Origin of the sequence: Morganella morganii, from assembly GCF_019242955.1 — a bacterium.
GTDB lineage: Bacteria > Pseudomonadota > Gammaproteobacteria > Enterobacterales > Enterobacteriaceae > Morganella > Morganella sibonii.
Genome location: NZ_CP066129.1, coordinates 2,474,784 through 2,501,451 on the forward strand (window position 1 = coordinate 2,474,784; position 26,668 = coordinate 2,501,451).

The 26,668-nt window shown below is 52.0% G+C and carries 22 protein-coding genes; 14 read left to right on the top strand and 8 right to left on the bottom strand.

What is annotated here, in order from left to right; genetic code table 11:
* Nucleotides 1-320 precede the first annotated feature (320 nt).
* Entirely contained in the window at nucleotides 321-1,670 is a 1,350-nt protein-coding gene (locus tag JC793_RS11505; protein WP_054424029.1) for an MFS transporter, read from the top strand.
* A 70-nt stretch (nucleotides 1,671-1,740) separates the two neighbouring features.
* On the opposite strand, the gene JC793_RS11510 is transcribed toward JC793_RS11505, so the two are convergent.
* Nucleotides 1,741-2,163 (bottom strand): DoxX family protein, encoded by a 423-nt coding sequence (locus JC793_RS11510; RefSeq protein ID WP_166708077.1) that lies wholly within the window; start codon nucleotides 2,161-2,163, stop codon nucleotides 1,741-1,743.
* A gap of 401 nt (nucleotides 2,164-2,564) precedes the next feature.
* Between JC793_RS11510 and phoC the strand changes: the two genes are divergently transcribed.
* A complete protein-coding gene (gene phoC / locus JC793_RS11515) occupies nucleotides 2,565-3,314 on the top strand; it encodes an acid phosphatase PhoC (RefSeq protein WP_166708078.1) in 750 nt (249 codons plus the stop codon).
* A 49-nt stretch (nucleotides 3,315-3,363) separates the two neighbouring features.
* Here phoC and JC793_RS11520 read toward each other — a convergent pair whose 3' ends face one another.
* Entirely contained in the window at nucleotides 3,364-3,723 is a 360-nt protein-coding gene (locus tag JC793_RS11520) for a hypothetical protein (protein WP_004235239.1), read from the bottom strand.
* 288 nt (nucleotides 3,724-4,011) lie between these two features.
* On the opposite strand from JC793_RS11520, the gene JC793_RS11525 reads away from it, so the two are divergent.
* Genes JC793_RS11525 through baeR form a run of 5 tightly spaced genes read left to right on the top strand, consistent with a single transcriptional unit; the run spans nucleotide 4,012 to nucleotide 13,550 of the window.
* Nucleotides 4,012-5,229, top strand: coding sequence for an MdtA/MuxA family multidrug efflux RND transporter periplasmic adaptor subunit (locus JC793_RS11525; RefSeq protein WP_218426240.1), 1,218 nt, complete (start codon nucleotides 4,012-4,014; stop codon nucleotides 5,227-5,229).
* Nucleotides 5,229-8,369: an MdtB/MuxB family multidrug efflux RND transporter permease subunit gene (locus JC793_RS11530; protein ID WP_046893274.1), complete on the top strand. Its 3,141-nt coding sequence runs from the start codon at nucleotides 5,229-5,231 to the stop codon at nucleotides 8,367-8,369. Before JC793_RS11525 ends, JC793_RS11530 begins: the two co-directional genes overlap by 1 nt.
* Nucleotides 8,366-11,458, top strand: coding sequence for a multidrug efflux RND transporter permease subunit MdtC (gene mdtC, locus JC793_RS11535; protein WP_046893275.1), 3,093 nt, complete (start codon nucleotides 8,366-8,368; stop codon nucleotides 11,456-11,458). Before JC793_RS11530 ends, mdtC begins: the two co-directional genes overlap by 4 nt.
* Nucleotides 11,455-12,816 (top strand): envelope stress sensor histidine kinase BaeS, encoded by a 1,362-nt coding sequence (gene baeS, locus JC793_RS11540; RefSeq protein ID WP_218426241.1) that lies wholly within the window; start codon nucleotides 11,455-11,457, stop codon nucleotides 12,814-12,816. Before mdtC ends, baeS begins: the two co-directional genes overlap by 4 nt.
* A 14-nt stretch (nucleotides 12,817-12,830) precedes the next feature.
* On the top strand, nucleotides 12,831-13,550 hold the full coding sequence (gene baeR / locus JC793_RS11545) for an envelope stress response regulator BaeR (protein ID WP_218426242.1): 720 nt from the start codon (nucleotides 12,831-12,833) through the stop codon (nucleotides 13,548-13,550).
* A 223-nt stretch (nucleotides 13,551-13,773) separates the two neighbouring features.
* Here the strand turns inward: baeR and JC793_RS11550 are convergent, their stop codons facing one another.
* A complete protein-coding gene (locus JC793_RS11550; protein ID WP_166708082.1) occupies nucleotides 13,774-14,535 on the bottom strand; it encodes a hypothetical protein in 762 nt (253 codons plus the stop codon).
* A 218-nt stretch (nucleotides 14,536-14,753) separates the two neighbouring features.
* Between JC793_RS11550 and trhP the strand changes: the two genes are divergently transcribed.
* The 3 genes from trhP to fbaB all read left to right on the top strand — a co-directional run bounded on the left by trhP (nucleotide 14,754) and on the right by fbaB (nucleotide 18,394).
* Nucleotides 14,754-16,139 carry a prephenate-dependent tRNA uridine(34) hydroxylase TrhP gene (gene trhP / locus JC793_RS11555; RefSeq protein WP_046893279.1) on the top strand — a complete coding sequence of 462 codons (1,386 nt, stop codon included), beginning with the start codon at nucleotides 14,754-14,756 and terminating at the stop codon, nucleotides 16,137-16,139.
* A gap of 248 nt (nucleotides 16,140-16,387) precedes the next feature.
* Nucleotides 16,388-17,281 carry a lipid kinase YegS gene (gene yegS / locus JC793_RS11560; RefSeq protein ID WP_218426243.1) on the top strand — a complete coding sequence of 298 codons (894 nt, stop codon included), beginning with the start codon at nucleotides 16,388-16,390 and terminating at the stop codon, nucleotides 17,279-17,281.
* Nucleotides 17,282-17,344: 63 nt separating this feature from the next.
* Complete coding sequence (fbaB, locus tag JC793_RS11565) at nucleotides 17,345-18,394, top strand: class I fructose-bisphosphate aldolase (RefSeq protein WP_004235228.1); 1,050 nt, start codon at nucleotides 17,345-17,347, stop codon at nucleotides 18,392-18,394.
* A gap of 206 nt (nucleotides 18,395-18,600) precedes the next feature.
* Here the strand turns inward: fbaB and rluF are convergent, their stop codons facing one another.
* The 3 genes from rluF to cspE all read right to left on the bottom strand — a co-directional run bounded on the left by rluF (nucleotide 18,601) and on the right by cspE (nucleotide 20,773).
* On the bottom strand, nucleotides 18,601-19,497 hold the full coding sequence (gene rluF, locus JC793_RS11570) for a 23S rRNA pseudouridine(2604) synthase RluF (protein WP_166708084.1): 897 nt from the start codon (nucleotides 19,495-19,497) through the stop codon (nucleotides 18,601-18,603).
* A 48-nt stretch (nucleotides 19,498-19,545) separates the two neighbouring features.
* Complete coding sequence (thiD, locus tag JC793_RS11575; RefSeq protein ID WP_230061137.1) at nucleotides 19,546-20,343, bottom strand: bifunctional hydroxymethylpyrimidine kinase/phosphomethylpyrimidine kinase; 798 nt, start codon at nucleotides 20,341-20,343, stop codon at nucleotides 19,546-19,548.
* A gap of 220 nt (nucleotides 20,344-20,563) precedes the next feature.
* On the bottom strand, nucleotides 20,564-20,773 hold the full coding sequence (cspE, locus tag JC793_RS11580) for a transcription antiterminator/RNA stability regulator CspE (RefSeq protein WP_004239901.1): 210 nt from the start codon (nucleotides 20,771-20,773) through the stop codon (nucleotides 20,564-20,566).
* Between the two features lie 479 nt (nucleotides 20,774-21,252).
* On the opposite strand from cspE, the gene pagP reads away from it, so the two are divergent.
* Complete coding sequence (gene pagP / locus JC793_RS11585) at nucleotides 21,253-21,858, top strand: lipid IV(A) palmitoyltransferase PagP (protein ID WP_046893284.1); 606 nt, start codon at nucleotides 21,253-21,255, stop codon at nucleotides 21,856-21,858.
* 63 nt (nucleotides 21,859-21,921) lie between these two features.
* Here pagP and JC793_RS11590 read toward each other — a convergent pair whose 3' ends face one another.
* On the bottom strand, nucleotides 21,922-23,322 hold the full coding sequence (locus tag JC793_RS11590) for an amino acid permease (protein ID WP_107678867.1): 1,401 nt from the start codon (nucleotides 23,320-23,322) through the stop codon (nucleotides 21,922-21,924).
* Between the two features lie 139 nt (nucleotides 23,323-23,461).
* The gene (mgrB, locus tag JC793_RS11595) at nucleotides 23,462-23,608 is read right to left on the bottom strand and encodes a PhoP/PhoQ regulatory lipoprotein MgrB (RefSeq protein WP_025154858.1); all 147 of its coding nucleotides are present in this window, start codon (nucleotides 23,606-23,608) and stop codon (nucleotides 23,462-23,464) included.
* 206 nt (nucleotides 23,609-23,814) lie between these two features.
* Between mgrB and JC793_RS11600 the strand changes: the two genes are divergently transcribed.
* The 3 genes from JC793_RS11600 to brnQ all read left to right on the top strand — a co-directional run bounded on the left by JC793_RS11600 (nucleotide 23,815) and on the right by brnQ (nucleotide 26,619).
* The gene (locus JC793_RS11600; RefSeq protein ID WP_046893286.1) at nucleotides 23,815-24,198 is read left to right on the top strand and encodes a helix-turn-helix domain-containing protein; all 384 of its coding nucleotides are present in this window, start codon (nucleotides 23,815-23,817) and stop codon (nucleotides 24,196-24,198) included.
* Nucleotides 24,199-24,332: 134 nt separating this feature from the next.
* Nucleotides 24,333-25,139, top strand: coding sequence for a sugar-phosphatase (gene yidA, locus JC793_RS11605; protein ID WP_218426244.1), 807 nt, complete (start codon nucleotides 24,333-24,335; stop codon nucleotides 25,137-25,139).
* A gap of 157 nt (nucleotides 25,140-25,296) precedes the next feature.
* Complete coding sequence (brnQ, locus tag JC793_RS11610) at nucleotides 25,297-26,619, top strand: branched-chain amino acid transport system II carrier protein (protein ID WP_218426245.1); 1,323 nt, start codon at nucleotides 25,297-25,299, stop codon at nucleotides 26,617-26,619.
* The last annotated feature ends 49 nt before the right edge of the window (nucleotides 26,620-26,668 follow it).

Below are 26,668 nucleotides of genomic sequence, written 5' to 3' on the forward strand. Positions count from 1 at the left end.
GTTTTCATAATATGCTGTCATTCCTGATTCCTTAACGTTATCATCCGTGACGCAAATCATATTTAGTTCAATATTTCAGCTTAAAACATACAACAAGAATATACATCTTGTTTTTGCCGGTGCTGTTTACAATATACGGAACTTCTTGCTATAACAAAGCATACCCTCCGGTAACAGACAATTCCTGTTTTTTATTTCCGGCTATCGTTGAGATAACCGGGATAGTGTTGCCGCTACCTCTCTTTTGGGAAATACAAATGAGAAAAAAAAATGACACGACCCCCGTCATTGAATAAATGAGTAAATAAAAGGACATAATTATGACAACCGATACATCGCCATTAAGTCAGCCTCAGGCAAGGCCATTAAATAAAAACGATTATAAAACACTGGGATTATCTTCCCTCGGCGGCACGCTTGAATTCTATGATTTTGTCATATTTGTGTTTTTTACCGGTACACTAACCCACCTGTTTTTCCCGGGTGATAATGAGTTTATCGCCCAGATGAAAACACTGGGAATTTTTGCCGCCGGTTACCTGGCGCGCCCGCTCGGCGGGATTATTATGGCGCACTTCGGCGATATTATCGGCCGCAAGCGCATGTTTACCCTGAGTATCTTCCTGATGGCCGTTCCGACGCTGGTCATCGGTATGCTGCCGACCTATGAAAGCATCGGTGTGGCAGCACCTGTCCTGTTACTGCTGATGCGGATTTTACAGGGTGCGGCTATCGGCGGTGAGATGCCGGGTGCATGGGTATTTATCGCGGAGCACACACCGGAACAGCGCTACGGGCTGGGTGTCGGTACGCTGACCTCCGGGATTACCGGCGGTATCCTGCTCGGCTCGCTGGTCGCTATCGCGGTTCAGGCTTCTTATACTGCGGCGGAAGTGACTGCATGGGCATGGCGTATTCCGTTTATCCTCGGTGGTGTGTTCGGCCTGATTTCTGTTTATCTGCGCCGCTTTTTGCAGGAAACGCCGATTTTTAAAGAAATGGCCGCCAAACGGACATTGTCCGAAGAAATGCCTGTGAAAACCGTCCTGAAAAACCACAAAATGGCCTGTTTTGTTACCGCAGGGCTGACCTGGTCATTATCTACCGCTATCGTGGTGATCATCCTGATGACCCCGTCAGTTGTGGTGGAAAAGATGTACGGTATTGATCGCACACTGTCATTGCAGGCGAACTGTGTCGCCACACTGACACTGACCCTCGGCTGTATTTTCTGGGGCTGGCTGGAAGACAAGATCGGCAGCCGTGTGACACTGGCATTGTCCTGGGGCGGATTAGCGATCACCGCGTTCCACTTCTACAGCGCACTGTCACCGGATATCGCGGCAGCATCACTGGTGATTAACTATGCGGTGATGGGCTTTTTTGTCGGTGCGATTGCCACCACGCCAATTATCAGTACCCGGGCATTTCCGCCGGCAATCCGTTTCTCCGGCTTGTCCTTTGCCTACAACATGGCTTACGCGGTATTCGGCGGCTTAACCCCGATGCTGACCGGCGCCTGGTTACAGAAAAGTGCAATGGCACCGGCGTATTATGTGGCGGGCGTGTCAGTACTGGCGATTCTTATCGGCTTTTTACCGCTGGCTCATAAAGGCTGGACAGCGCGTAAAACGCAGAATATGAAAACTGTCGCGGCACAGCAGTCATAACGAAACCGGTAAAACGATAAGGGCGGATCATTTTCCGCCCTTTTTCTTTCTGTCTCCGGTGTCTTCTGAATCAGCGCCAGGCCGGATTCTTCATCACTGAATATTTCCCCGGACCGATAAAGGCCAGTGCAATACCACTGATAAAGAAGTACATCAGGCTTTCAATCGCCCATGCCCCTGTCGGGTCAAGCACAAACGTTTTGCTCACGCCGATCATCAGCCAGGCAACTACCATGGTGAAAGAAACCAGCAGCGCGGACGGCCGTGTCAGAATACCGAGAATAATAAAGACCGGTGCGACGATTTCCCCGAAATAAGTCCCGTAAGCGATAAATTCCGGTAACCCGAACGAGGCCAGTAACCCTTTTATCCCCGCTGCGCCGGTCAGTAGTTTACCGATACCGTGAAACAACATTAATCCGCCGACCGCCAGCCGCAGTAATAATTTCCCGGCATCGTCGTGCGATAACAGCCTGTTGATTACCCCTGTCATAATATACCCCCGTTGAATGAGAATCTTACTCATTGTGAGTATACGCAGTGATACGCAAAGCGGTAGCAGCAACATTCATTGATGGTGAAAACCGGAAAATTTCATTCATTTTAATTGTTAATAATATGATGACAGAAACAAACTCTGATCCTTTATATTCTCTTATAATATCTGTGTGTTATCTTTTTCAATGATATCAACCCGGTCTTATTTATCAGTCCGTTAACAAAAATCGTGCTGTTTTCATCAAATTATCTGAAAATCATCATCAAAAATACTTACCTGTCTTCCGTCTGTTTTGTCACACTTTTTTGAAAGAGTTAACATCAATTTGCATATCTCCGCCCTACACTGGCAAACAGGTTTCTGAGTAATACTGTTGTATCTGATAAGGAGATGTCATGAAGAAGAATATTATCGCCGGTTGCCTGTTCTCACTGTTTTCCCTTTCCGCACTGGCTGCGATCCCGGCGGGCAACGATGCCACCACCAAGCCGGATTTATATTATCTGAAAAATGAACAGGCTATCGACAGCCTGAAGCTGCTGCCGCCGCCGCCGGAAGTCGGCAGTATTCTGTTCTTAAATGACCAGGCGATGTATGAAAAAGGCCGTATGCTGCGCAATACCGAACGCGGAAAACAGGCACAGGCAGATGCTGATCTGGCAGCGGGCGGGGTAGCAACCGCATTTTCAGGAGCGTTCGGTTATCCGATAACGGAAAAGGATTCTCCGGAGCTGTATAAACTGCTGACTAATATGATTGAGGATGCCGGTGATCTCGCTACCCGCTCCGCCAAAGAGCATTACATGCGTATCCGGCCGTTTGCGTTTTACGGCACAGAAACCTGTAATACCAAAGATCAGAAAAAACTCTCCACTAACGGATCTTACCCGTCCGGTCATACCTCTATCGGCTGGGCAACGGCATTAGTGCTGGCAGAAGTGAATCCGGCAAATCAGGATGCGATTCTGGAACGGGGTTATCAGCTCGGACAGAGCCGTGTCATTTGCGGCTATCACTGGCAGAGTGACGTGGATGCCGCGCGGATTGTCGGATCAGCTGCTGTCGCGACATTACATTCCGACCCGGCATTTCAGGCGCAGTTAGCGAAAGCCAAACAGGAATTTGCGCAAAAATCACAGAAATAAGCGGTGATATTTGGTCAGGGCAGTGCAATATCTGCCCTGATATTCCCTGTTATTCCCACATCCAGCGGTCTTCCCGATCCCAGCCTTTTGTTTTCATGCAGCTGTAGAAATAGCGGTTGCGGCTGTCTTCATTCACATCCATCACATAACTTTCCGTTACCGGTGTCTGCTCTTTATAGGTTTTGCTGTTACCGCAGTCATCATCCTTTTTGCAGCGTTTCTCCACATCCCGCATGACACTGCGCTGGGCAACTTCATTTTTGACCGGATAGAGCTTATGTGATTCCGGTTCACAAAATGCATTTGCTTCTGCCCGTGTGTATTCGGAGCCGCCCGGGACTTCCACCCAGACAGAAGAACAGCCGGATAGCAGCAGTGCAGAGACAAGAATAAGTCTGTTTTTCATCATTATAGTGCGTATTATCAGCTTGTTAAGAATGCGTAATGTTACTGTACATCATAAACTGAGTAAACCGTGCCGGTAATATTTCCTTAAGGGATGATAAAGTGACTGACATAAACAGCGACCACTGCTGAAACCACGTATATTTACCTGTATCAACGTTATTTTCACAATTCTTCCATTTTTACGATCAGATTTACCGGTACACTATCACCATCATAATTCAGGCTGTTTTGTGCCCTTACGCGTACCCCGGCCAGCGCCGGGTAAAAAGGAATGATGAGTAATCCGATAATGAATAATGTACAAAAGAGAAAGAAACGCACAGGCATTACGATTGCCGTTCTCCTTCTGGGCGCAGCCGGTTACGGCACCTATCATTACTTTAACTCTGCGGCACCGGCCACTCCGCCGGCTGCCGGTAAACCGGGCGCATCCGCAGGTAAAAACAGCAACCGTCCGGGCCGCCCGCCGCTGGCACCGGTACAGGTGGCGAAAGCGGTTTCTGAGACTATTCCGCGGACATTATCTGCACTCGGTACCGTTCAGGCCGCCAACTCCGTCACCGTTACCAGCCGCGTGGAAGGCCAGCTGATGCAGATTCATTTTGAGGAAGGGCAAAAAGTGAATGCCGGTGATCTGCTGTTCACTATTGATCCGCGTCCGTTTGAGATCCAGCTGGCGCAGGCGCAGGGACAATTAGCCAAAGATCAGGCCACGCTCGCCAATGCCCGCCGTGACCTGAGCCGCTATCAGAAACTCGCCGCCACCCATGTGATTTCACAGCAGGAACTCGATACCCAGCAGGCGCTGGTTAAATCGGCAGAAGCCGGTATTAAGGTGGATCAGGCCGCTATCGACAGCGCGAAGCTGCAACTGACCTACAGCCGTATCACCGCGCCCATCAGCGGAAAAATGGGGCTGCGTCAGGTGGATACCGGAAACTTTATTACTGCCGGAACCGCTATGCCGCTGGTGGTGATCAACCAGACAGCACCTGCCGATGTGCTGTTTACCGTCCCGGAGAATGATATCCCGCTGATCCGTATGGCGCAGCGCACCCTGCCGGATCTTGCGGTCACCGCACTGAGCAAAGATAACAGCATCCGGCTGGCGCAAGGCAAACTGCTGACACTGGATAACCAGATCGATGCAGCCACCGGTACGGTAAAAGCCAAAGCGCGGTTTACCAATGATGACGACCTGCTGTTCCCGAATCAGTTTGTCAATGTGCTGTTGCAGGTCGGACAGCTGGAGAATGCCGTGGTGATCCCGAATGCCGCATTGCAGATGGGAACAGAAGGTAATTATGTCTGGCTTCTGGAGGCAGACAATAAAGTCCGCAAACAGATTGTGGATGTGGAATTACAGACGCCGGAGCGCGTGGTGATCAAAAGCGGCGTCAGTACCGGTGATACCCTGGTAACCGACGGGATTGACCGTCTGACCGATGGTGCACAGGTGGAAGTGGTGTCCGGCCAGAAAAAAGCCGCAGCCGGAGATAAGGCCTGATGTCCGGAAACAACCCTGAAACCCGTGCCGGCGGACCGTCCCGCCTGTTTATCCTGCGTCCGGTTGCCACCAGCCTGTTTATGCTGGCGATCCTGCTGGCAGGGATTGTCGGTTACCGCATGCTGCCGGTCTCTTCGCTGCCGGAAGTGGATTACCCGACTATCCGCGTGGTGACACTCTATCCCGGCGCCAGTCCGGATGTGATGACCTCCGCGGTGACCGCACCGCTTGAGCGCCAGTTCGGGCAGATGTCCGGCCTGAAACAGATGTCATCGCAAAGCTCGGGCGGCGCTTCGGTGATCACCCTGATGTTCCAGCTTTCTCTGCCGCTGGATGTGGCGGTGCAGGAAGTGCAGGCGTCCATCAATGCAGCAACCAACCTGCTGCCGAATGATCTGCCTTATCCGCCGATTTACAGCAAAGTCAACCCGGCCGATCCGCCGGTACTGACCCTTGCCGTCACCTCCGATGCCATGCCGATGACCCGGTTACAGGATATGGTGGAGAACCGCATCGCCCAGAAAATCTCACAGGTTGAGGGAGTCGGGCTGGTGACACTGGCGGGCGGTCAGCGCCCTGCCGTGCGGGTTCAGCTGAATGCCAATGCGGTTGCCGCTTACGGGCTGGACAGCGAAACTATCCGCACCGCGATTAATAACGCCAACGTCAACTCCGCCAAAGGGAGCCTCGACGGCCCGGCACGCTCTGTAACACTGTCCGCCAACGACCAGATGAAATCGGCGGAAGATTATCAGAACCTGATTGTCAGCTACAAAAATAACGCTCCGATTCGCCTGCGCGATGTGGCAACTGTTCAGGAGGGGCCGGAAAATACGCAATTAGGTGCCTGGGTCAATGACAAACAGGCCATCGTGATTAATGTGCAGCGCCAGCCCGGCGCAAACGTGATTGCCACCACCGATACCATTCGCGCTCTGATCCCGGAACTGGTGGAAACCCTGCCGGAATCCGTGACAGTGACGGTTCTGACTGACCGGACAGATGCTATCCGCGCCTCGGTTAAAGATGTGCAGTTTGAACTGTTTTTAGCGATCGCGCTGGTGATCATGGTGATGTACCTGTTCCTGCGCAATATGGCCGCGACGCTGATCCCCGGGGTGGCCGTACCGCTCTCGCTCGTCGGTACGTTTGCGGTGATGTATTTCTGCGGCTTTTCTGTCAATAACCTGACGCTAATGGCGCTGACTATCGCCACCGGCTTTGTGGTGGATGATGCGATTGTGGTAGTGGAGAATATCGCCCGCTATCTGGAAAAAGGTGACAAACCGCTGACCGCTGCCCTGAAAGGTGCCGGTGAGATTGGTTTTACCATTATCTCGCTGACCTTCTCGCTGATCGCCGTGTTAATTCCCCTGTTATTTATGGGGGATATTGTCGGCCGCCTGTTCCGCGAATTTGCCATCACCCTCGCCGTGGCAATCCTGATTTCCGGTGTGGTATCGCTGACGCTGACACCGATGATGTGCGCCCGGTTCCTGAAACCGGAATCCGCACAGCGTCATAACCGTTTCAATCTCGCCACCGAACGCTTTTTTGAGCGGGTGATTGCCGGTTACGGCCGCTGGCTGACATGGGTATTACGCCATCAGTGGCTGACGCTCGGCGTTGCGTTCAGCACTATGGCGATCACCGTTATTCTTTATCTGTTTATTCCGAAAGGCTTTTTCCCGGTTCAGGATAACGGGCTTATCCAGGGCACGCTGGAAGCGCCGCAATCTGTGTCGTTTCAGGCGATGAGTGAGAAACAGCAGGCGGTCAGCCGTCTGCTGGCGGATGACCCGGCGGTCGCAAATATCGCGGCATTTGCCGGTATCGACGGCAGCAACGCCACTCTTAACACCGGACGTCTGCAAATCACGCTGAAACCGCTGTCTGAGCGGGCTGACCGCGCCGAAGCTATCATCACGCGGTTACAGGAAAAAGCAGATACCCTGCCCGGCGTGAAGCTGTATCTCCAGCCATCCCAGGATCTGACTATCGATACCCAGACTTCCCGCACCCAATATCAGTTCACCTTACAGGCGAACTCCCTTGAGGAGCTGGATCTGTGGGTGCCGCGTCTGATGACAGAATTAGAGAGCAGCGATGCCCTGACCGATACCGGTAATGACTGGCAGAACAAAGGACTGGTGGCTTATATCGATATTGACCGCGACACAGCCTCACGACTGGGGCTGACCATGACCAATATTGATAACGCGCTGTACAATGCGTTTGGTCAGCGGCTGATCTCCACGATTTATACCCAGGCCAGCCAGTACCGGGTAGTGCTGGAGAATAATACCGCGCTGACACCGGGTGCGGACGCCCTCAACAGTATCCGTCTGACCAACAAAGACGGCAATTCCGTGCCGTTATCAGCGTTTGCCACTGTTTCGCAGCGCTTCGGGCCGCTGGCCATTAACCATCTGGCTCAGTTCCCGTCCGCCACTTTCTCCTTTAATATCCCGGCGGGTGGTTCACTGGAAGCGGCGGTGAACGCGGTGAAATCAGCAGAGCAGCGTATCGGTCTGCCGAAAGATATCACCACCCAATTCCAGGGCGCGACCCTCGCCTTTGAAAATGCCCTCTCCGGCACATTGTGGCTGATCCTCGCCGCCGTAGTGGCAATGTACATTGTGCTCGGTATTCTGTATGAGAGTTTTATTCACCCGATTACCATCCTCTCCACCCTGCCCACTGCCGGGGTCGGTGCGCTGCTGGCGCTGATCATGGCGGGCAATGAGCTGGATGTCATCGCGATTATCGGTATTATTCTGCTGATAGGGATAGTGAAGAAAAACGCCATTATGATGATTGACTTCGCCCTCGCCGCAGAACGCGAACAGGGACTGTCACCGTATGATGCTATCTATCAGGCCTGTCTCCTGCGTTTCCGTCCGATCCTGATGACCACCATGGCCGCACTGTTCGGCGCGGTACCGCTGATGCTCAGTACCGGGGTCGGTGCCGAACTGCGCCAGCCGCTGGGGGTCTGTATGGTCGGCGGGCTGATTATGAGCCAGATCCTGACCCTCTTTACCACCCCGGTGATTTACCTGCTGTTTGACCGCCTGTCACACTGGCGCGATCACGCTCGGTTTACCCCGGAAAGCGACAACACAGGAGCCTCATCATGAGGCTGTTCGCCCTGTTTATCGCCCGTCCGGTGGCCACAACGCTGATAAGCCTCGCCATCACGCTGTGCGGGGCAATAAGCTTCCTGTTTCTGCCGGTGGCACCGCTGCCGCAGGTGGATTATCCGGTGATCAATATCTCGGCGTCACTGCCGGGCGCATCACCGGAAACCATGGCATCGTCTGTCGCCACGCCGCTGGAACGCTCACTCGGGCAGATAGCCGGGGTGTCAGAAATGACATCATCCAGTTCGCTCGGCAGCACCAGTATCACCCTGGAATTTGAGCTTAACCGTGATATCAACGGCGCCGCCCGTGATGTGCAGGCGGCACTGAATGCCGCACAAAACCTGCTGCCGTCCGGGATGCCGTCACGGCCGCGTTACTATAAATCCAACCCGTCCGATGCGCCTATTATGATCCTGACGCTGACATCAGACACGCTCGATACCGGCAAACTCTATGATATCGCCTCCACCCGGCTGGCACAGCGCCTGTCGCAGATTGAGGGCGTGAGCGAGGTTTCTGTCGGCGGCGGTTCACTGCCTGCCGTGCGGGTGGAACTCAATCCGTCACAGCTGTTTAACCAGGGCGTTTCCCTCGACAGCGTACGCAAGGCGATTGCTGATGCCAACGTGCTGCGCCCGCAGGGTTCCGTATCTGACAATGAGCGCCGCTGGCAAATTGGCAGTAACAGCGAACTGAAAACCGCGGATGATTATCGTCCGCTGATTGTGCATTACAATGACGGCGCGGCAGTACGCCTGGCCGATGTCGCCACAGTGAAAGACTCGGTACAGAACGTCCGCGCGGCCGGGATGAGCAACGGCAAGCCTGCTATTCTGCTGGTGATCCGCCGTGAAGCCGGTGCCAATATCATCGCCACCGTAGCCCGTATCCGTGAACAGCTGCCGGTATTACAGGATGCCATTCCCGCCAGCGTGGATATGCAGGTCGCGCAGGATCGCACACCGACCATCCGTGCCTCACTGACCGAAGTGGAGCGCGCCCTGACCATTGCGGTAGGGCTGGTGATCCTGGTGGTCTTCCTGTTTCTGCGCTCCGGCCGCGCCACCATTATCCCGGCGCTGGCCGTGCCTGTTTCCCTTATCGGTACTTTCAGCGCCATGTATCTGTGCGGGTTCAGCCTCAATAACCTGTCACTGATGGCGCTGACCGTCGCCACCGGCTTTGTGGTGGATGATGCCATTGTGGTGCTGGAGAATATCGCCCGTCATATTGAAAACGGCCTGAAACCCAAAGAAGCGGCGCTCAAAGGGGTCAGCGAAGTCGGTTTCACCGTGCTTTCGATGAGTATTTCCCTGGTGGCGGTGTTTATCCCGCTGCTGCTGATGGATGGCCTTGTCGGGCGGCTGTTCCGCGAGTTCGCCATCACGCTGACCACGGCTATTGCTATCTCGCTGGTGATCTCCCTGACACTCACCCCGATGCTCTGCGCCTATCTGCTGAAAAACCGCGCGGCTCCGGCACGTGAGCGCAAACGCGGCGCGGGCAGGCTCCTGTTCCGTATTCAGCAATGGTACGGACGCAGCCTGACCGTAGTACTGGCACACAGCCGCTGGGTGCTGCTGATTTTCACCGGCACCATTGCCCTGGCGGTCTGGCTCTATATCTCCGTACCAAAAACCTTTTTCCCGGATCAGGATACCGGGCGCCTGCTGGGCTTTGTCCGCGCTGACCAGAGCATTTCGTTCCAGTCGATGGAGCAGAAAATGCGCACCTTTATGCAGCGTATTCACAGTGATAAAGATGTCGCCAGCGTCACCGGTTTTACCGGCGGCGGCCGGGTGAACAGCGGGTTTATGTTTATCTCCCTCAATCCGCTGGATGAGCGGACAGACAGCGCCCAGGATGTGATAAACCGGCTGCGTGTGACCCTCGCGGATGAACCGGGTGCCAACCTGTTTCTGATCCCGGTGCAGGATGTGCGGGCGGGCGGCCGTCAGTCCAACTCCAGTTATCAGTACTCCCTGCTGGCGGATGATTTATCCCTGCTGCGCGAATGGGAGCCGAAAATCCGCAAGGCACTCGGTGAACTGCCGCAGCTGGCCGATGTCAACTCGGATAAAGAGGACAAAGGCGCGGAGATGGCGCTGACTTATGACCGCGATGTGATGGCACAGCTCGGGATCAGCGTGAATGATGCCAATAACCTGCTCAATAACGCCTTCGGTCAGCGGCAGATCTCCACGATTTATGAGCCTCTGAATCAGTACAAAGTGGTGATGGAAGTTGCGCCGCAATATACGCAGGATGTCAGCGCACTGGATAAGATGTTTGTTATCAATAAAGAGGGACAACCGGTTCCGCTGGCGTATTTTGCACAATGGCGCCCGGCGAATGCGCCGCTGAGTGTAAACCATCAGGGGCTGTCGGCGGCGTCAACAATCGGCTTTGACGTGGCGCAGGGGTATTCTCTGTCAGATGCGGTAACTGCGGTCGAACGCACCATGGTGGAGCTGGGTGTGCCATCCGGGGTGCGCGGGTCGTTTGCCGGAACCGCACAGTTATTTCAGGAGACATTACAGTCCCAGGTACTGCTGATTATCGCCGCTGTTATTACCGTGTATCTGGTGCTCGGTATGCTGTATGAAAGCTTTATTCATCCGCTGACCATCTTATCCACCCTGCCCTCCGCGGGCGTCGGCGCACTGCTTGCGCTGAAGTTTTTTGATACACCGTTCAGCCTGATTGCCCTGATAGGTATCATGCTGCTGATCGGGATTGTGAAGAAAAACGCCATTATCATGGTGGACTTCGCCATTGCTGCCCAGCGCGGCGGGCAAAATGCACGGGATGCGATTTTTCAGGCCTGTCTTCTGCGTTTCCGCCCGATCCTGATGACCACACTGGCTGCCCTGTTCGGTGCACTGCCGCTGGCACTCGGCAGCGGTGACGGGGCGGAACTGCGTCAGCCGCTCGGCATCACGGTGGTCGGCGGGTTGCTGGTCAGCCAGATCCTGACATTGTATACCACCCCGGTGATTTACCTGTTTTTTGACCGGCTGCGCCGCAAAAAAACCGGAGAATCAACCGGACAGCCTGTTCTGAACACGGAGGGAAATACATGAAAACCGGTATTGGTCACAAACTGTTTCTCGCCATTTTTGCCACCTGCATGCTGGTGGTACTGACCATGCATCTGGCTATCCGCTTCAGTTTTGAGCAGGGCTTTCTCGGCTATCTCCAGCGCTCTGCCGAAGACCGGACAGAACTGATCGCTGATGTTGTCGCTGAACAATATGCCGATTACGGCAGCTGGTATTTTCTGCGTAATAATCAGCGCGGATTTATGCAGGCACTGCGGGCGCTGGATACCGACCGTCATATGCAGCATATGGAGCGCGGCTGGAAAATGCGTTTCTGGCTGCTGGGTGAAGATGATCAGCGTCTGTTCGGGCACGGTCCGGTACCGCAGGGTGAACTCTACCGCAAACCGGTCAGATATAACGGCGATATTGTCGGCTGGGTGGTGATGCCGGCAGATGATAATATCAACCGCGCTGCCGATCAGAGCTTTTCACATCAGCAGGCGCGTACCAGCTGGATAGTGTCGGCGCTGGTGCTGCTGGTCACCCTTGTGGTGACCTGGCTGCTGACACGCGGCTTTCTGCGGCCCGTCAAACGGCTGGCGGAAGGCACACATCAGCTGGCAGCGGGCAATTTCAGCAGCCGTGTACCGGTTCACGGTAAGGATGAAATTGCACAACTGGCGAATGATTTTAATCAGCTCGCCTCCGCGCTGGAGAAAAATGAACTGATGCGCCGCGACTATATGGCGGATGTGTCACACGAACTGCGTACCCCGCTGGCCGTATTGCAGGGCGAACTGGAAGCCCTTCAGGACGGAATACGCCAGCCGACACCGGAAACTCTCGCATCTCTGCTGGCGGAAGTTCAGACACTGACAAAACTGGTCAGTGACCTGCATCAGCTCTCATTATCCGACAGCGGGTCACTCTCTTACCGTAAAGAGTTATGTAACCTGAGCGATGTGATCAGCCGTTCCATCGGCGTTTTCCGTCACCGGTTGCAGGAAAAAAATCTCACCGTAACCACTGAACTGCCGGACACGCTGATGATTTTCGGCGATGACGCGCGGCTCGGCCAGCTGTTCCATAATCTGCTGGAAAACAGCCTGCGTTATACCGACAGCGGCGGACAGATTATGGTACGCGGACAGCAGGATGAAACACAGATCCGGATCGATTGGTCAGACAGTGCACCGGGGCTGACTGAAGAACAGTTCTCACAGATTTTTGAACGCTTCTACCGCAGTGAATCCTCCCGCAACCGAGCCAGCGGCGGCTCCGGGCTCGGCCTTGCGATCTGTGATAAAATAGCGGAAGCGCATCACGGGCAGATCAGTGCATCCGCATCCCCGCTCGGCGGCGTGACGATTACGCTGACTCTGCCCCGCCCTGACTGACAGGAGTTTACCGCATGGAACAACATGCCGAACTGATTCTTATTGTGGAAGATGAGCCGAAACTGGCTCAGTTACTGACAGATTATCTGCACGCCGCACATTACCGTACACACTGGCTGGCACGCGGCGGTGAAGTGACAGACTGGGTTAAGGCACATCATCCGGATCTGATTTTGCTGGATCTGATGCTGCCGGAGAAAGACGGCCTGACACTCTGCCGAGAGATCCGTCAGTTCAGCGATGTGCCCGTCATGATGGTGACGGCGAAAACGGAAGAGATTGACCGCCTGCTGGGACTGGAAATCGGTGCCGATGATTATGTCTGCAAGCCTTACAGCCCGCGTGAGGTTGTGGCGCGGATCAAAACCATTCTGCGCCGCTGTCAGCGCAGTCACGAAACGTCAGAAGATAAATCTGACACCCTGGTTATTGATGAAGTAAATTATCAGGTGCGTTTCGGGACCCAGAGTCTGGATCTCACTCAGGTCGAATTCCGCCTGCTGCGCACGATGGTGTCACACCCGGGCACTGTGCTGTCCCGTAACCAGTTACTGGATAATCTGTACGATGATTACCGCGTGGTGACCGACCGCACCATCGACAGCCACATCAAAAATCTGCGCCGCAAGCTCGGACAGCTGGAAAGTGACCGTGATTTTATTCATTCGGTGTACGGATTAGGCTACCGCTGGGAAGGCGGCCCCGCTGAGATTATCGCCGCCACCATTCTCTGACGGCGGTTATCTGACAGAGACAAAAAACGGCGGAATATCCGCCATTTGAGATTGCTGACAATGCAGGATAAAACGTGGTTTTTCCTGCTTTGTGTTATCAGCCGAAAATCAATAAATTGATTTTCCTGGTTTATTTTTACAACCTCTGTCAGTCGTCGCCAATCCCTGCGGGTTTGTCAACGGCCTGAAACGGCGGAATATCCGCCGTTTATTGTTTTTCTGGTTACTGAATAACTGACGGACGCTTCAGCCGCGCCAGGATTTTATCGAGCGTATTTTGCTCATCCTGCAATAAATCCGCTTTTGCAATACGGAATGTCCGATCCAGTTCAGCGGTTCTGATATGCAGTTTCAGTGCAGAACGGTTGTCTGTTATCACGGTGAATGCACTCAGCGGTGCTTCATAACAGACCGCATACTGCCCCGGGGTAAACAGAAGATTATCACCGACAATCGCCAGCATCGGATAATACTGGATACGCCGCGCGTTAATCATCAGCACAATCCCCACCGCAACCATGATACCGCCGAAGTCCATACCGATAACCAGCAGCACCACACCGAGCACCGCATACATCGCAGCCATGCTGACCTGACGCTGTTTATTGAATTTCAGCAGAACCTCAAACGGTAACTGCGCCAGTTTCGGGACACTTTTCAGTGAACTGTAGACCACGCGGTTATAGTCGTAGAGATAACCGACGATAAAGATAAAGCCCAGCGGAACAAAAATAATACCGCCGATCATAGCGAAAATCAGACCCAATTTCGGCTGGTTACGCAGAGATGCCAGACTGATAAGCTGTGCCGCGATCCCGCCGGTCATCAGAATTTTCACGTACGGTAAGACTTCGATCAGTTGTTGTGTCTGATAATCCAGCTGATCCCGGTACGGCTCAAGTGCCGACGGAATATAAGCAATAATCCCCAGGAAAATCAGGTTAAGAACCAGACCAATCCAGACTGCAATATGACGTTTTTCCATGTATCCACGCTGTAACAGACTATAGTAAATGATAACGCAGCGGAGATTTTCCGCCGCGTCACTGAATTTAACGAAACTATATCAAATCGTTATCCGATATTCATGCCATTTTCAGTAATTCATTTGATACCGGGCGGATGACGCGCTAGAATCCATCGCCTTGATTACGCCTCCCCCGCAGGGGAAGGTTCTGACTTGAACTCAGATCGGAATACATTATGTTTACACCCGAATTACTCTCTCCGGCAGGCTCGCTGAAGAATATGCGCTATGCGTTCGCCTACGGTGCGGATGCGGTTTATGCCGGACAGCCGCGTTACAGCCTGCGTGTCCGTAACAACGAATTTAACCACGAAAACCTCGCCAAAGGCATTCAGGAAGCCCACGAACTGGGTAAAAGATTCTATGTCGTGGTGAATATCGCCCCGCATAACGCCAAACTGAAAACCTTTATCCGTGACCTGGAGCCGGTGATTGCCATGGGTCCGGACGCCCTGATTATGTCCGATCCCGGTCTGATCATGATGGTGCGCGAACATTTCCCGCAGATGGATATTCATTTATCCGTTCAGGCCAACGCCGTGAACTGGGCAACCGTGAAATTCTGGCGTCAGATGGGTCTGACCCGGGTTATCCTGTCCCGTGAACTGTCCCTCGATGAAATCGCTGATATCCGCAAAAATGTGCCTGATATGGAGCTGGAAGTATTTGTCCACGGCGCACTGTGCATGGCCTACTCCGGCCGCTGCCTGCTTTCCGGTTATATTAACAAACGCGACCCTAACCAGGGAACCTGCACCAATGCCTGCCGCTGGGAATATAAAGTGGAAGAAGGCAAAGAAGATGTGATCGGCAATATTGTTCACAAGCAGGAACCTATCCCGGTGAAAAATATTGAGCCGACTCTCGGCGTTGGCGCACCGACTGATAAAGTATTCCTGATTGAGGAAGCACAGCGCCCGGGTGAATATATGACCGCGTTCGAAGATGAGCACGGCACGTATATTATGAACTCCAAAGATCTGCGGGCTATCGAACATGTCGAAAACCTGACGAAGATGGGTGTTCACTCCCTGAAAATCGAAGGCCGTACCAAATCCTTCTATTACTGCGCGCGCACCGCACAGGTTTACCGTCGTGCTATTGATGATGCCGTTGCCGGAAAACCGTTTGATCCGTCACTGCTGACCACGCTGGAAGGCCTGGCACACCGCGGTTATACCGAAGGGTTCCTGCGCCGTCATACCCATGATTCTTATCAGACTTATGAGTACGGCTATTCTGTTTCTGATTCCCAGCAGTTTGTCGGCGAGTTTACCGGCAACCGCGTGAACGGCCTGGCCGAAGTGGATGTCAAAAACAAATTCTCTGTCGGTGACAGCCTGGAACTGATGACGCCAAACGGTAATATCAGCTTTACCCTCGATGCCATGAATAACCGCAAAGGGGAAGCCACGGATGTCGCACCGGGTAACGGTCATATTGTTTATCTGCCGGTACCGGATGATGTGAACCTGGAATTTGCATTGCTGATCCGTAACTTACAGGGTACCAGCACCCGTAATCCGCATATGCCGGAATTTACCGACGCTGCGGCTCTGTAACAGGGAAAATTCCGAATTTTCGAATCCGATCACAACAATCACTTCCGTTGTTTCGTAATATCGGACAGGAAAATAAAGAACTAAAACGCAACATGTAATACCAGGAACCACCTCCTTGGTTGGCTCAATCTCCCTTGAGCCAACCTTTTCTTTTTTGTGCCCTTCCCTTTTTCTCCGCCCTTTTTTCCCGGCAGAATCCGTCCGTGTTTGTTATCTTTAAAAGACGAAATCTGAACGCGGAGAGTAATATGGCGGAAACGCATATAGTGATTCTTAACGGAAAACGTGCCGGTGATGATGGTATTCGTCAGGCTGTCAGCTGCCTGCGGGACAGCGGTGAAGATATTCAGGTGCGGGTGACATGGGAAGCGGAGGATATTCCGCGCTTTGTCCGCGAAGCGCACCACCTGAACGCAGCAACCGTGATTGCCGCGGGGGGTGACGGCACAATTAATGCCGTATGCAGCGCACTGATGTCATATCCGGCTGAGGAGCGTCCTGTTCTCGGCATTCTGCCGCTCGGCACCGCTAATGATTTTGCCGCTGCGGCAGGTATTCCGGCAGATAAAACCAAAGCCCTGCTTCTGGCTGCAAAAGGCAGTTCCATCGCTATCGATATCGGCTGCATCAATGAATCTCACTATTTCATCAATATGGCCACCGGCGGGTTCGGCCCGAAAATCACCACCAATACCCCGGAAGCGCTGAAAAGCACCTTCGGCGGCGCCGCTTATTTTCTCCACGGACTGACCCGCAGCGATTTACTGAAAGCCGATCACTGCACCATCAGCTGTGATGATTTCCACTGGCAGGATGACGCACTGGTGATTGGTGTCGGCAACGGCTGCCAGGCGGGCGGCGGACACAAGCTGTGCCCGGATGCGCGGATCAATGACGGGCTGCTGAACCTGAGTATCCTGCCGGAACGCAACTGGCCGCGTTCACTCTGGAACAGCCTGTTTAATGACGGTGAAGCGGAAGGCGTCATTATGAAAAGCAGCAGACGGATCACCATCAGCGCGGCACATGAGATGGTGTTTAATCTCGATGGCGAACCGCTGACTGGTCAGCAATTCACCTTTTCCGTGCTGCCTGAAGCGATCCAGTGCCGGTTACCGCCACACTGCGGGTTGTTATCTTAAACACAATCCACGACAATCCGTGACAATTTTATAACACGCTACAGGAATCGGAGTTTACATACCATGACTGATATCGTTAAGTTGTTAGGCAATGATGCATCATCTCTTCTTGAACACACCTGCACCACTATTCCCAAAGACAATCTCTATCTGCCGGGCGATGACTTTGTCACCCGCGTGATGATTGACAATAACCGGCCGAATACCGTGCTGCGCTCTATGCAGTCGCTGTTTAATCACGGTCGTCTGGCGGGAACCGGTTATCTTTCCATCCTGCCGGTGGATCAGGGCGTAGAACACTCTGCCGCGGCCTCTTTTGCGGCCAATCCGCTCTATTTTGATCCGAAAAATATTGTTGAGCTGGCTATCGAAGCGGGCTGTAACTGTGTGGCATCCACTTACGGCGTACTGGCTTCTGTTGCCCGCCGTTATGCACACCGCATCCCGTTCCTCGTCAAAATCAACCACAATGAAACCCTCAGCCTGCCTGCGCAGTATGATCAGACACTGTACGCCAGTGTTGAGCAGGCGTTTGAAATGGGTGCAGTGGCTGTCGGGGCGACAATTTATTTCGGTTCACCGGAATCCCGCCGTCAGATTGAGGAAATCTCAGCAGCTTTTGAACGTGCGCATGAACTGGGAATGGTCACGGTATTGTGGGCTTACCTGCGTAACCCGGCATTCAAAAAAGATGGTGTGGATTATCATGCCAGCGCGGATTTAACCGGCCAGGCAAACCACCTTGCGGCGACAATCGGCGCAGATATCGTCAAACAGAAGATGGCGGAAAACAACGGCGGCTTTAAAGCTATCGGTTTCAGCCATACTGATGAACGCGTTTACAGCACACTGACCACCGATAACCCGATTGATCTGGTCCGTTATCAGCTGGCGAACTGCTATATGGGCCGTGCGGGGCTGATTAACTCCGGCGGTGCATCCGGTAATAATGACCTCGCGGATGCCGTCCGTACTGCGGTGATCAACAAACGTGCCGGCGGTATGGGGCTGATCCTCGGCCGTAAAGCCTTTAAGAAATCGATGAAAGACGGGGTGGCACTGATTAATGCAGTACAGGATGTGTATCTCGATAAGAAAGTGACGATTGCTTAAATGCAGAACAGGCCGGATAACCGGCCTGATTTTTTTGCGCTCCCTGTTTGTTCCGGGGAGCTGCTGATAACGGGCAAAACGAAAAGCCGCTGTAAATACATCCCTGTAAGCTCAGGCGCGTCATCCATGACGCGCATGCTTTTCGTCCGCCTGCCCGTTATCGCATTATTACCTGTACTGCAGATCACTTTTCAGCAGACAGATAATTATCTTTTCTTCTTCTTCCGCCCTGCCTGTGCAAAGCGCTGGCGGTTATTATCGCTGCTGCTTTCTTTCTTCTTCTGCTGTTTGTCTGACCCCGGATAAACCGGCGGAGCAACCCTGATTTTGTTATCGCGCTTCTGCGGTTTCGCGGCCGGTTTTTTGGCTTTTTTATCTTCGGATGAGGATTTTTCAATCGCATCAAAGAGCTCAACCAGCTCATCATCCGTTAAATCACGCCATTCGCCCACCGGAATCCCGGTCAGGCTGATATTCATGATACGGACGCGCTCGAGTTTCGTCACTTCATAGCCGAAATGTTCACACATCCGGCGGATCTGACGGTTCAGACCCTGAACCAGTGTGATGCGGAAAACAAACGGCGCTTCCTGCTTCACTTTGCATTTTTTGGTTACCGTACCGAGGATCGGCACACCTGCCGCCATACCACGGATAAAATCATCCGTGACTGGTTTATTGACCGTTACCACATACTCTTTCTGGTGGTCATTTCCGGCACGCAGAATTTTATTCACCAGATCGCCGTGGTTGGTCAGGAAAATCAACCCCTGAGAGTCTTTATCCAGGCGGCCGATAGGGAAGATACGGGTGCTGTGATTGACGAAATCAACAATATTGTCTTTCTCACCCTCATCGGTGGTACTGACAATACCCACCGGTTTATTGAGGGCAATCAGAACCAGATCATCCTGCTCCCGCGCCTCAATCAGCTGACCGTTGACTTTAACCACATCCCCCGGCACCACTTGTGAGCCGATAGCCGCACGTTTGCCGTTGATCAGGACTAATCCCTGCTCAATATAGCGGTCTGCATCCCGGCGGGAGCAGATGCCGCTTTCGCTGATGTATTTATTAAGACGCACAGATGAACCCGTTTCCATATCTTCCCCCCTGAAAAGCGCGCAATATACACGAATTACCGTGCGATATCACCACCACTGATAAAAATGGTGAACCGGACCATGTCCGTGCCCTACTTCGAGACTATCTGCCGCAGCCAGTGCTCCGTGCAGATACTGTTTTGCGGCCTCCGTAGTTTCCGCCCAGTCCGCACACTGCGGCCGCAGTGCTGCCATTGCCGCCGATAATGTGCAGCCGGTGCCGTGACTGTTTTTGGTCGGGATACGGACAGAGGTAAAGCGGTGGCGGCCTTCCGGCAGAAACAGCCAGTCAGGGCTTTCGGCGTTATCCAGATGACCGCCTTTCAGCAGTACCGCGTTTGCCCCGGCAGCCATAAGCGCCTCGCCCTGCTGCTGCATCATTTTTTCATCTGTGGCAACTGCTGTTTTCAGCAACGCGGCCGCTTCGGGAAGATTGGGAGTGATAATCGAAACATGGGGTAATAATTCAGAGATCAGTAAATCAACCGCATCAGCTTTCAGCAGCGGATCACCGCTTTTCGCCAGCATCACCGTATCCAGTACCACATACGGCACCGGGTACTGACGCAGTTTTTCAGCCACAATGCGGATCACGCCGCCGTCAGACAACATGCCAATCTTGGCACTGTCAATTCTGACATCCGTCAGTACCGCATCCAGTTGCGCCCCGATAAACTCAGGCGGAACAGAATGGACTGAGTTCACGCCGCAGGTATTTTGTGCCACCAGCGCTGTCATCACCGTGGTGCCGTAAACGCCCAGTGCGGAAAAGGTTTTTAAATCCGCCTGAATACCCGCACCGCCGCTCGGGTCGGTTCCTGCAATGGTTAATGCGTTGATTCTCACCCTGATATCTCCTGTTTTGCTGTGGCGCTCTGTATAGTGAATTATACGCATCCGGTGACAGGAAACCACCGCAGAACAGGCAATAAAAAACCCCATGCCCGCAAGGGCACAGGGTCTGAATTTGCGTCAGTGATATACACTCGTTATTAAACGGCTATCAGGCTGTCGCGTTAACCACGCTGGTAAAACCAACTATCAGAGGCAGTGCTGCCGGAGATAATTATGCTTTAGTGACGTTGGCAGCAGCTGGGCCTTTAGGACCATCCTGCACTTCAAATTCAACTTGTTGGCCTTCAGCAAGTGTTTTGAAACCATCGGTCATGATTGCAGAGAAGTGAACGAACACGTCTTTGCTGCCATCAGCTGGAGTGATGAAACCAAAACCTTTTGATTCGTTAAACCACTTAACAGTGCCTTTAAGTTTAGCCATTGATAAAATTCCTATCCTACAAATTTGCCGATAACCGGCGATATACAAACTAGTCGTTACTGCTTAAAAAACAGAAGCGTACCTCGTTTACCCATTTGAGTTATCACATAGGACAGGTCGGAAATCAAGCGATTTTTTCAGCGGGAAGATCTGGTGCACATATTTAGAAATATTAATAACATGTTCCGATAAATTTATACGCAAAATTGATAACCGCTTGTGTTTAAACATATAAAGAAATTACAACTTTGTTCTTTTCCTGCAAGAACGATAAGCTGTCTTGCTTCATTATTTCCATACTAAGAATCTGCTTATTACCGCTCTTCATTGATATTTTGTTTAGATTTAAGCCGTATCAGCAGTATAAAAACAATATGAAATCTATGTTATTATAATTGTTATCTATTAATTCGAATTCTTTGTTATGAGCAGAATAATCGTTTTAGGATAAATGATTATCGTCACACCAGGAGTTATTCATGAAGCTTTCTTTAAGCACGGCCGGCGCCCTGACGCTTACCTCCCTGCTGATGGTTTCACAGCCCGCAGCAGCGCAGGAACAGGACACACAAAAAAATGACAGCGTCACCAATGATGCGGCAACTTCAGAAGGACTCTGGGGCACATTTAAACGCAATGTCACCAATGTCTGGCAATCAGACCAGTACGATCTCTATGTCCCGTTCTGGACCTGGCATAACCGTCTGACCTACGACAAAGAAAAAACCGATACCTACAATGAAAAGCCGTGGGGAGCCGGGTTCGGCAAATCCTACTATGATGAGGATAACGACTGGCACAGTCTGTACGCCATGGCATTTAAGGATTCACACAACAAATGGGAACCTATCGTCGGTTACGGATTCCAGAAGATGTGGATGCCGCAGGGGCAGGATGGCTTCAAAGCCGGTGTCGGCTTTACGATTGGTGTGACCGCGCGGGATGATTATCACTATATTCCGATCCCGGTACCGCTGCCGCTGGCTTCCGTGGAATATAACCGTCTGGCGATTCAGGCGACCTATATTCCCGGTACCTACAATAACGGTAACGTCCTGTTTATGTGGGCCCGCTGGCAGTTTTAAGTCTTGCTGAACATAAAAAAACCGGGGAAAAATCCCCGGTTTTTTTATTGTCCGAAAGAATGATTAGGCTTTCGCTGCACGGCGGCGCTCATAATAACGATATGTCAGCCACAGGAAAGCAATCCAGAACGGCAGCAGGATCACAGAAATCCGCAGACCGTCCATCAGCGCAATCAGCACCAGGATAAAGGCCAGGAATGCAAGACAGATATAGTTGCCCCACGGATACCACAGCGCCTTAAAGAACGGCTCCACGCCCTCTTTCATCTTCGCCTGACGGAATTTCAGGTTAGAGATACAAATCATAATCCAGTTAATCACCAGTGTGGTGACCACCAGCGACATCAGCAGGGAGAACGCCTCTTTCGGCAGGAGGTAGTTGATCAGTATCCCCGCAGAGGTGACCAGGCCGGACAGAATAATCGAGTTAACCGGTACACCACGCGGGCTGATACGTTGCAGGAATGAAGGCGCATTTCCCTGACGTGCCAGGCTGTAGAGCATCCGGCTGTTACTGTAAACACCGCTGTTGTATACAGAGAGTGCAGCGGTCAGTACCACCACGTTCAGCACATGGGCAATCCACAGATTGATATTCCCCTGTAACGAATCCGCCGCACCAAAGGTATGGCCGATTTCACGGAAGATCAGCACAAACGGGCTGACGTTCTCGACAATTTTTGTCCACGGATAGAGTGAGAGGATAACGGTAATAGAGCCGATATAGAAAATCAGGATACGATAAACCACCTGATTAATGGCTTTCGGAATACTGTAGCGCGGGTTTTCCGCCTCTGCTGCCGCCAGACCGACCAGTTCAAGGCCGCCGAAGGAGAACATGATGATTGCCATCGCGAAGATCAGACCACCCCAGCCGTGCGGCATAAACCCGCCGAACTCCCAGAGGTTACTGACTGACGCCTGCGGGCCGCCGCTACCGCTGATCAGCAGATAAGCACCAAAGGCAATCATACCGAGAATGGCCACCACTTTGATCATGGCAAACCAGAATTCAGTTTCCCCGTAAACCTTAACATTCACCAGGTTTATCAGGTTTATCAGCACAAAGAAAACAGCGGCAGAAATCCAGGTCGGGACGTCCCACCAGAATTTAATATACTCACCGACTGCGGTCAGTTCGGCCATACCGACCAGAACAAACATCGCCCAGTAGTTCCAGCCGGATAAGAAACCGGCAAAACCACACCAGTATTTATGCGCAAAGTGGCTGAATGACCCGGTAACCGGTTCTTCCGCCACCATTTCGCCAAGCTGGCGCATGATCAGAAATGCAATAAACCCGGCAACTGCATAGCCGAGCAGGACAGAAGGCCCCGCCATCTGAATCGTTGTTGCTGTTCCCAGAAACAGCCCCGTCCCCACAGCACCACCCAATGCGATAAGCTGTATGTGTCTGTTTTTTAAACCGCGCTTGAGCGTCTGCTCCTGCTGTACTTCTGACATTATATCCTCTGTAACGGCTATATTATTATTCTGCGTTGTGCATCGCTGCATCCTGAAAAGTTTAAGGCCGTTATTAAAACATCATTTTGCTGCCTTGAATACCGTTAGCAACAAGATAATCAGAGGGAAAAGGCAAAACTCAGCCCTTGTCTGACGGAATAAATTTCGTAATCTCACAGATTCCCAGCATAAAATCCTCGCGCTGATCACAATACTTATCGAGGGCCGCGATATAAAAAAACACACCGGCGACAATCAGCAGCAGGATAATTATGATTTTTTTCATGTTTTGCCTATTTTCATCTGATTTATACCTGTTTAAAAGAGTTCGTTACATTCGGGTACCGGCACATACTTTAGCGGATAGAGGGTGCTGTTTCACAAAAAAATTCATTTCATCAGCAGGAAGCGCATAAACAGATAACACCCTGTTTTGTCATAATGAAATAAACTTGTATACTTGGAAAACCCTGAAACTGAGTCGAAATCGTCATGCCGCAAGATAATCACGTCGCACTTGTGTGCGCTCTTAGTAAATGGATAGAAAACCACACGGGTCGTGTTATCCACCTCGAAGAACTGGCTGCCTATTCCGGGTACTCGCTCTGGCATATGCAGAAGATCTTCAAAGAAGTTGCCGGCATCTCTCTCGGCAAGTACATTCGCCAGCGTCGTCTGGCCGGTGCTGTTAACGCCCTGCGCCAGAGTGAACAGACTATCTTTGATATTGCCCTTGATTTCGGTTTCGGGTCGCAATCTCATTTTACCTATATGTTTCGCAAAGAATATAACATCACCCCCTACGACTACCGCCAGAATCCTGATATCACCCTGGATATCAAAGAGCCGTGGCATTTCAGTCATGACTGTAACTAAGGCAACTTAAACAATTAATAACAGAACTATATTTAGCCATATGATTTCAACTATCATATTCAGCATTCAGATCGGCAGGGCAAATCCCTGCCGCAGTACAATCAGTGGTGCATTCCGCTGTTTCAGGAGCCAGCATGTCTGTAAAACTTATCGCCATTGACCTCGATGGCACCCTGCTTAATGCTCACCATCAGATTACCCCCGCAGTCAGTGCTGCTGTTACCCGCGCAAAAGAAAAAGGTCTGCATATCATCCTGACATCCGGCCGCCCGTTTAACGGCATTCTGCCCTATCTGAGGGAACTCGGGCTGGATAAAGCAGATCATTACTGCATCAGCAATAACGGCGCGGTTATTCACGACGCTGAAACCGGCGAGCCGGTGATTGAAACACTGATGGATTTTGAGGATTACCGCTATTTTGAGGCACTGGCCCGCGATATAAACGTCCATTTCCATGTACTGAGTAATGGTGAGATGTTTACCACCAACCGCGATATCAGCCACTACACCCTGATGGATGCTTACCTGACTCGGACACCACTGCACTACTGCCCGCTGGCGGAAATGGACAGCGAAATGCAGTTCAGCAAATTTATGATGGTTGATAACCCTGTACGTCTGAATGAAGCAGCCGGTTATATCCCGCAGGTTTCGTTTGACAGTTACAATATTCTGCGGACAGCACCGCATTTTGTGGAGATTTCTGCAAAAAGTGCCACCAAAGGCCGGGCCGTGGCGCTAATTACCGAAAAACTGGGGCTGACACCGGACAAAGTCATGTGTATCGGCGATCAGAACAATGATATTTCTATGCTGGAGTACGCTGGTGTGGGTGTTGCCATGGGCAATGCGGCTGACCACATTAAGCAAAAAGCCGGATTTGTGACGACCTCTAATGATGAAGATGGTGTGGCGGCTGCCATAGAAAAATTTGTGTAACCGGGATTATATTTTTTCAAATTCCCCTAATTAATGAATTTGTCCCGTTTACTCTTTTGAGTCTTTCAATCAACCTGCATTTTGTTACTATTTTAACTGTTTCATTTAAAAAATAACTAAATCACAGTATTTAATTTTAACATGTACAGGTTGTTTTATGTTTTCAACAAAAGACATGCTCGTTCTCGGGATGATGGTTTTTGCACTTTTCCTGGGTGCGGGCAACATAATTTTTCCGCCGATGGCGGGCTATCACTCAGGGACTGACTGGTTCAGTGCCTCCCTCGGATTTATCGTCACCGGTGTGGTTCTGCCGTTTATCACCCTGATTACCGTTGCGGCCAAAGGCCGTGGTGAGCGGTTATCAGTCGATCTGCCGCGCTGGGTTTCAGTGACATTCTGGGTGGCACTCTATCTGATCCTCGGTTCGACTTTCGCCATGCCGCGTGTGACCAATACCGCGTATGAGCTGGGTTTTCTGCCGCTCGGTCTGGTTGAGAAAAGCACGGCCAGCCATCTGATTTTTGCCTTTGTCTTTAACTTCGTTTCCATGTTCTTTATGCTCAAACAGGGAACGATGATCAGTGCTATCGGTAAGTTCATGACCCCGGCACTGCTGTTTCTCCTGGTCGCAGTGGGGATCGCTGTGGTGCGCACGCCACTTTCCCCGATCAATGAACCGATCAATCAGTATGTGGATTTTGCCTTCTTCTCCGGCATTGTTGATGGTTATCAGACCATGGATGTGCTGTCCGCAATGGCGTTCGGCGGTATTGTTGCCCGTGCTCTCGCATCACGCGGAATCACCTCGCCGCAGGAGGTGGTGATCATTACCATCAAAGCCGGGCTGATTGCTGTCGGCCTGCTGGCTGCACTCTACATCTGCCTGTTCTATCTGGGCGCAACCAGTGACATGGTGTCACAGACCGCCACCAACGGCGGACAGATTTTCTCCCGCTATGTCGATGTCCTTTACGGCGCGCTCGGCACCTGGCTGATGTGCGGCATTGTGCTGCTCGCCAGTATGACCACCTTTGTCGGTGTAACCAGTGCCTGTGCGGATTTCTTCGCGACATTCAACCGCCGGCTGGATTACCGCTTCTGGGTGGTGGTATCCACACTGCTGACCACAATCGTGTCCACATTCGGCCTGGATACCCTGCTGCGCGTCACCATCCCGGTACTGCTGCTGATCTACCCGACCACCGTTGCACTGGTCTTCCTGCAGTTTGCCCGCCGTAAAATGCGTAATCCGCGCTTTACCTACGGTTTCACTGTCGCGGTACTGGTTGTGATGAGTGCTTTCGACACACTGAATAATATCGGCCTGCTCAGTGAGAACGTCCTGGATGTGTTACACCGGATGCCGCTGTTTAAGGAAGGGATCGGCTGGTTACTGCCGGGCGTGATTGCCTTTATCATCTCTTTCGTTGCCGGCAATATGAAACCGGCAAAAATGCAGCCGGATACGGCCGCATGATATAAAAAGCCCGGTTCGCTGACCGGGCTTTTTTTTCGTTATTTATTAT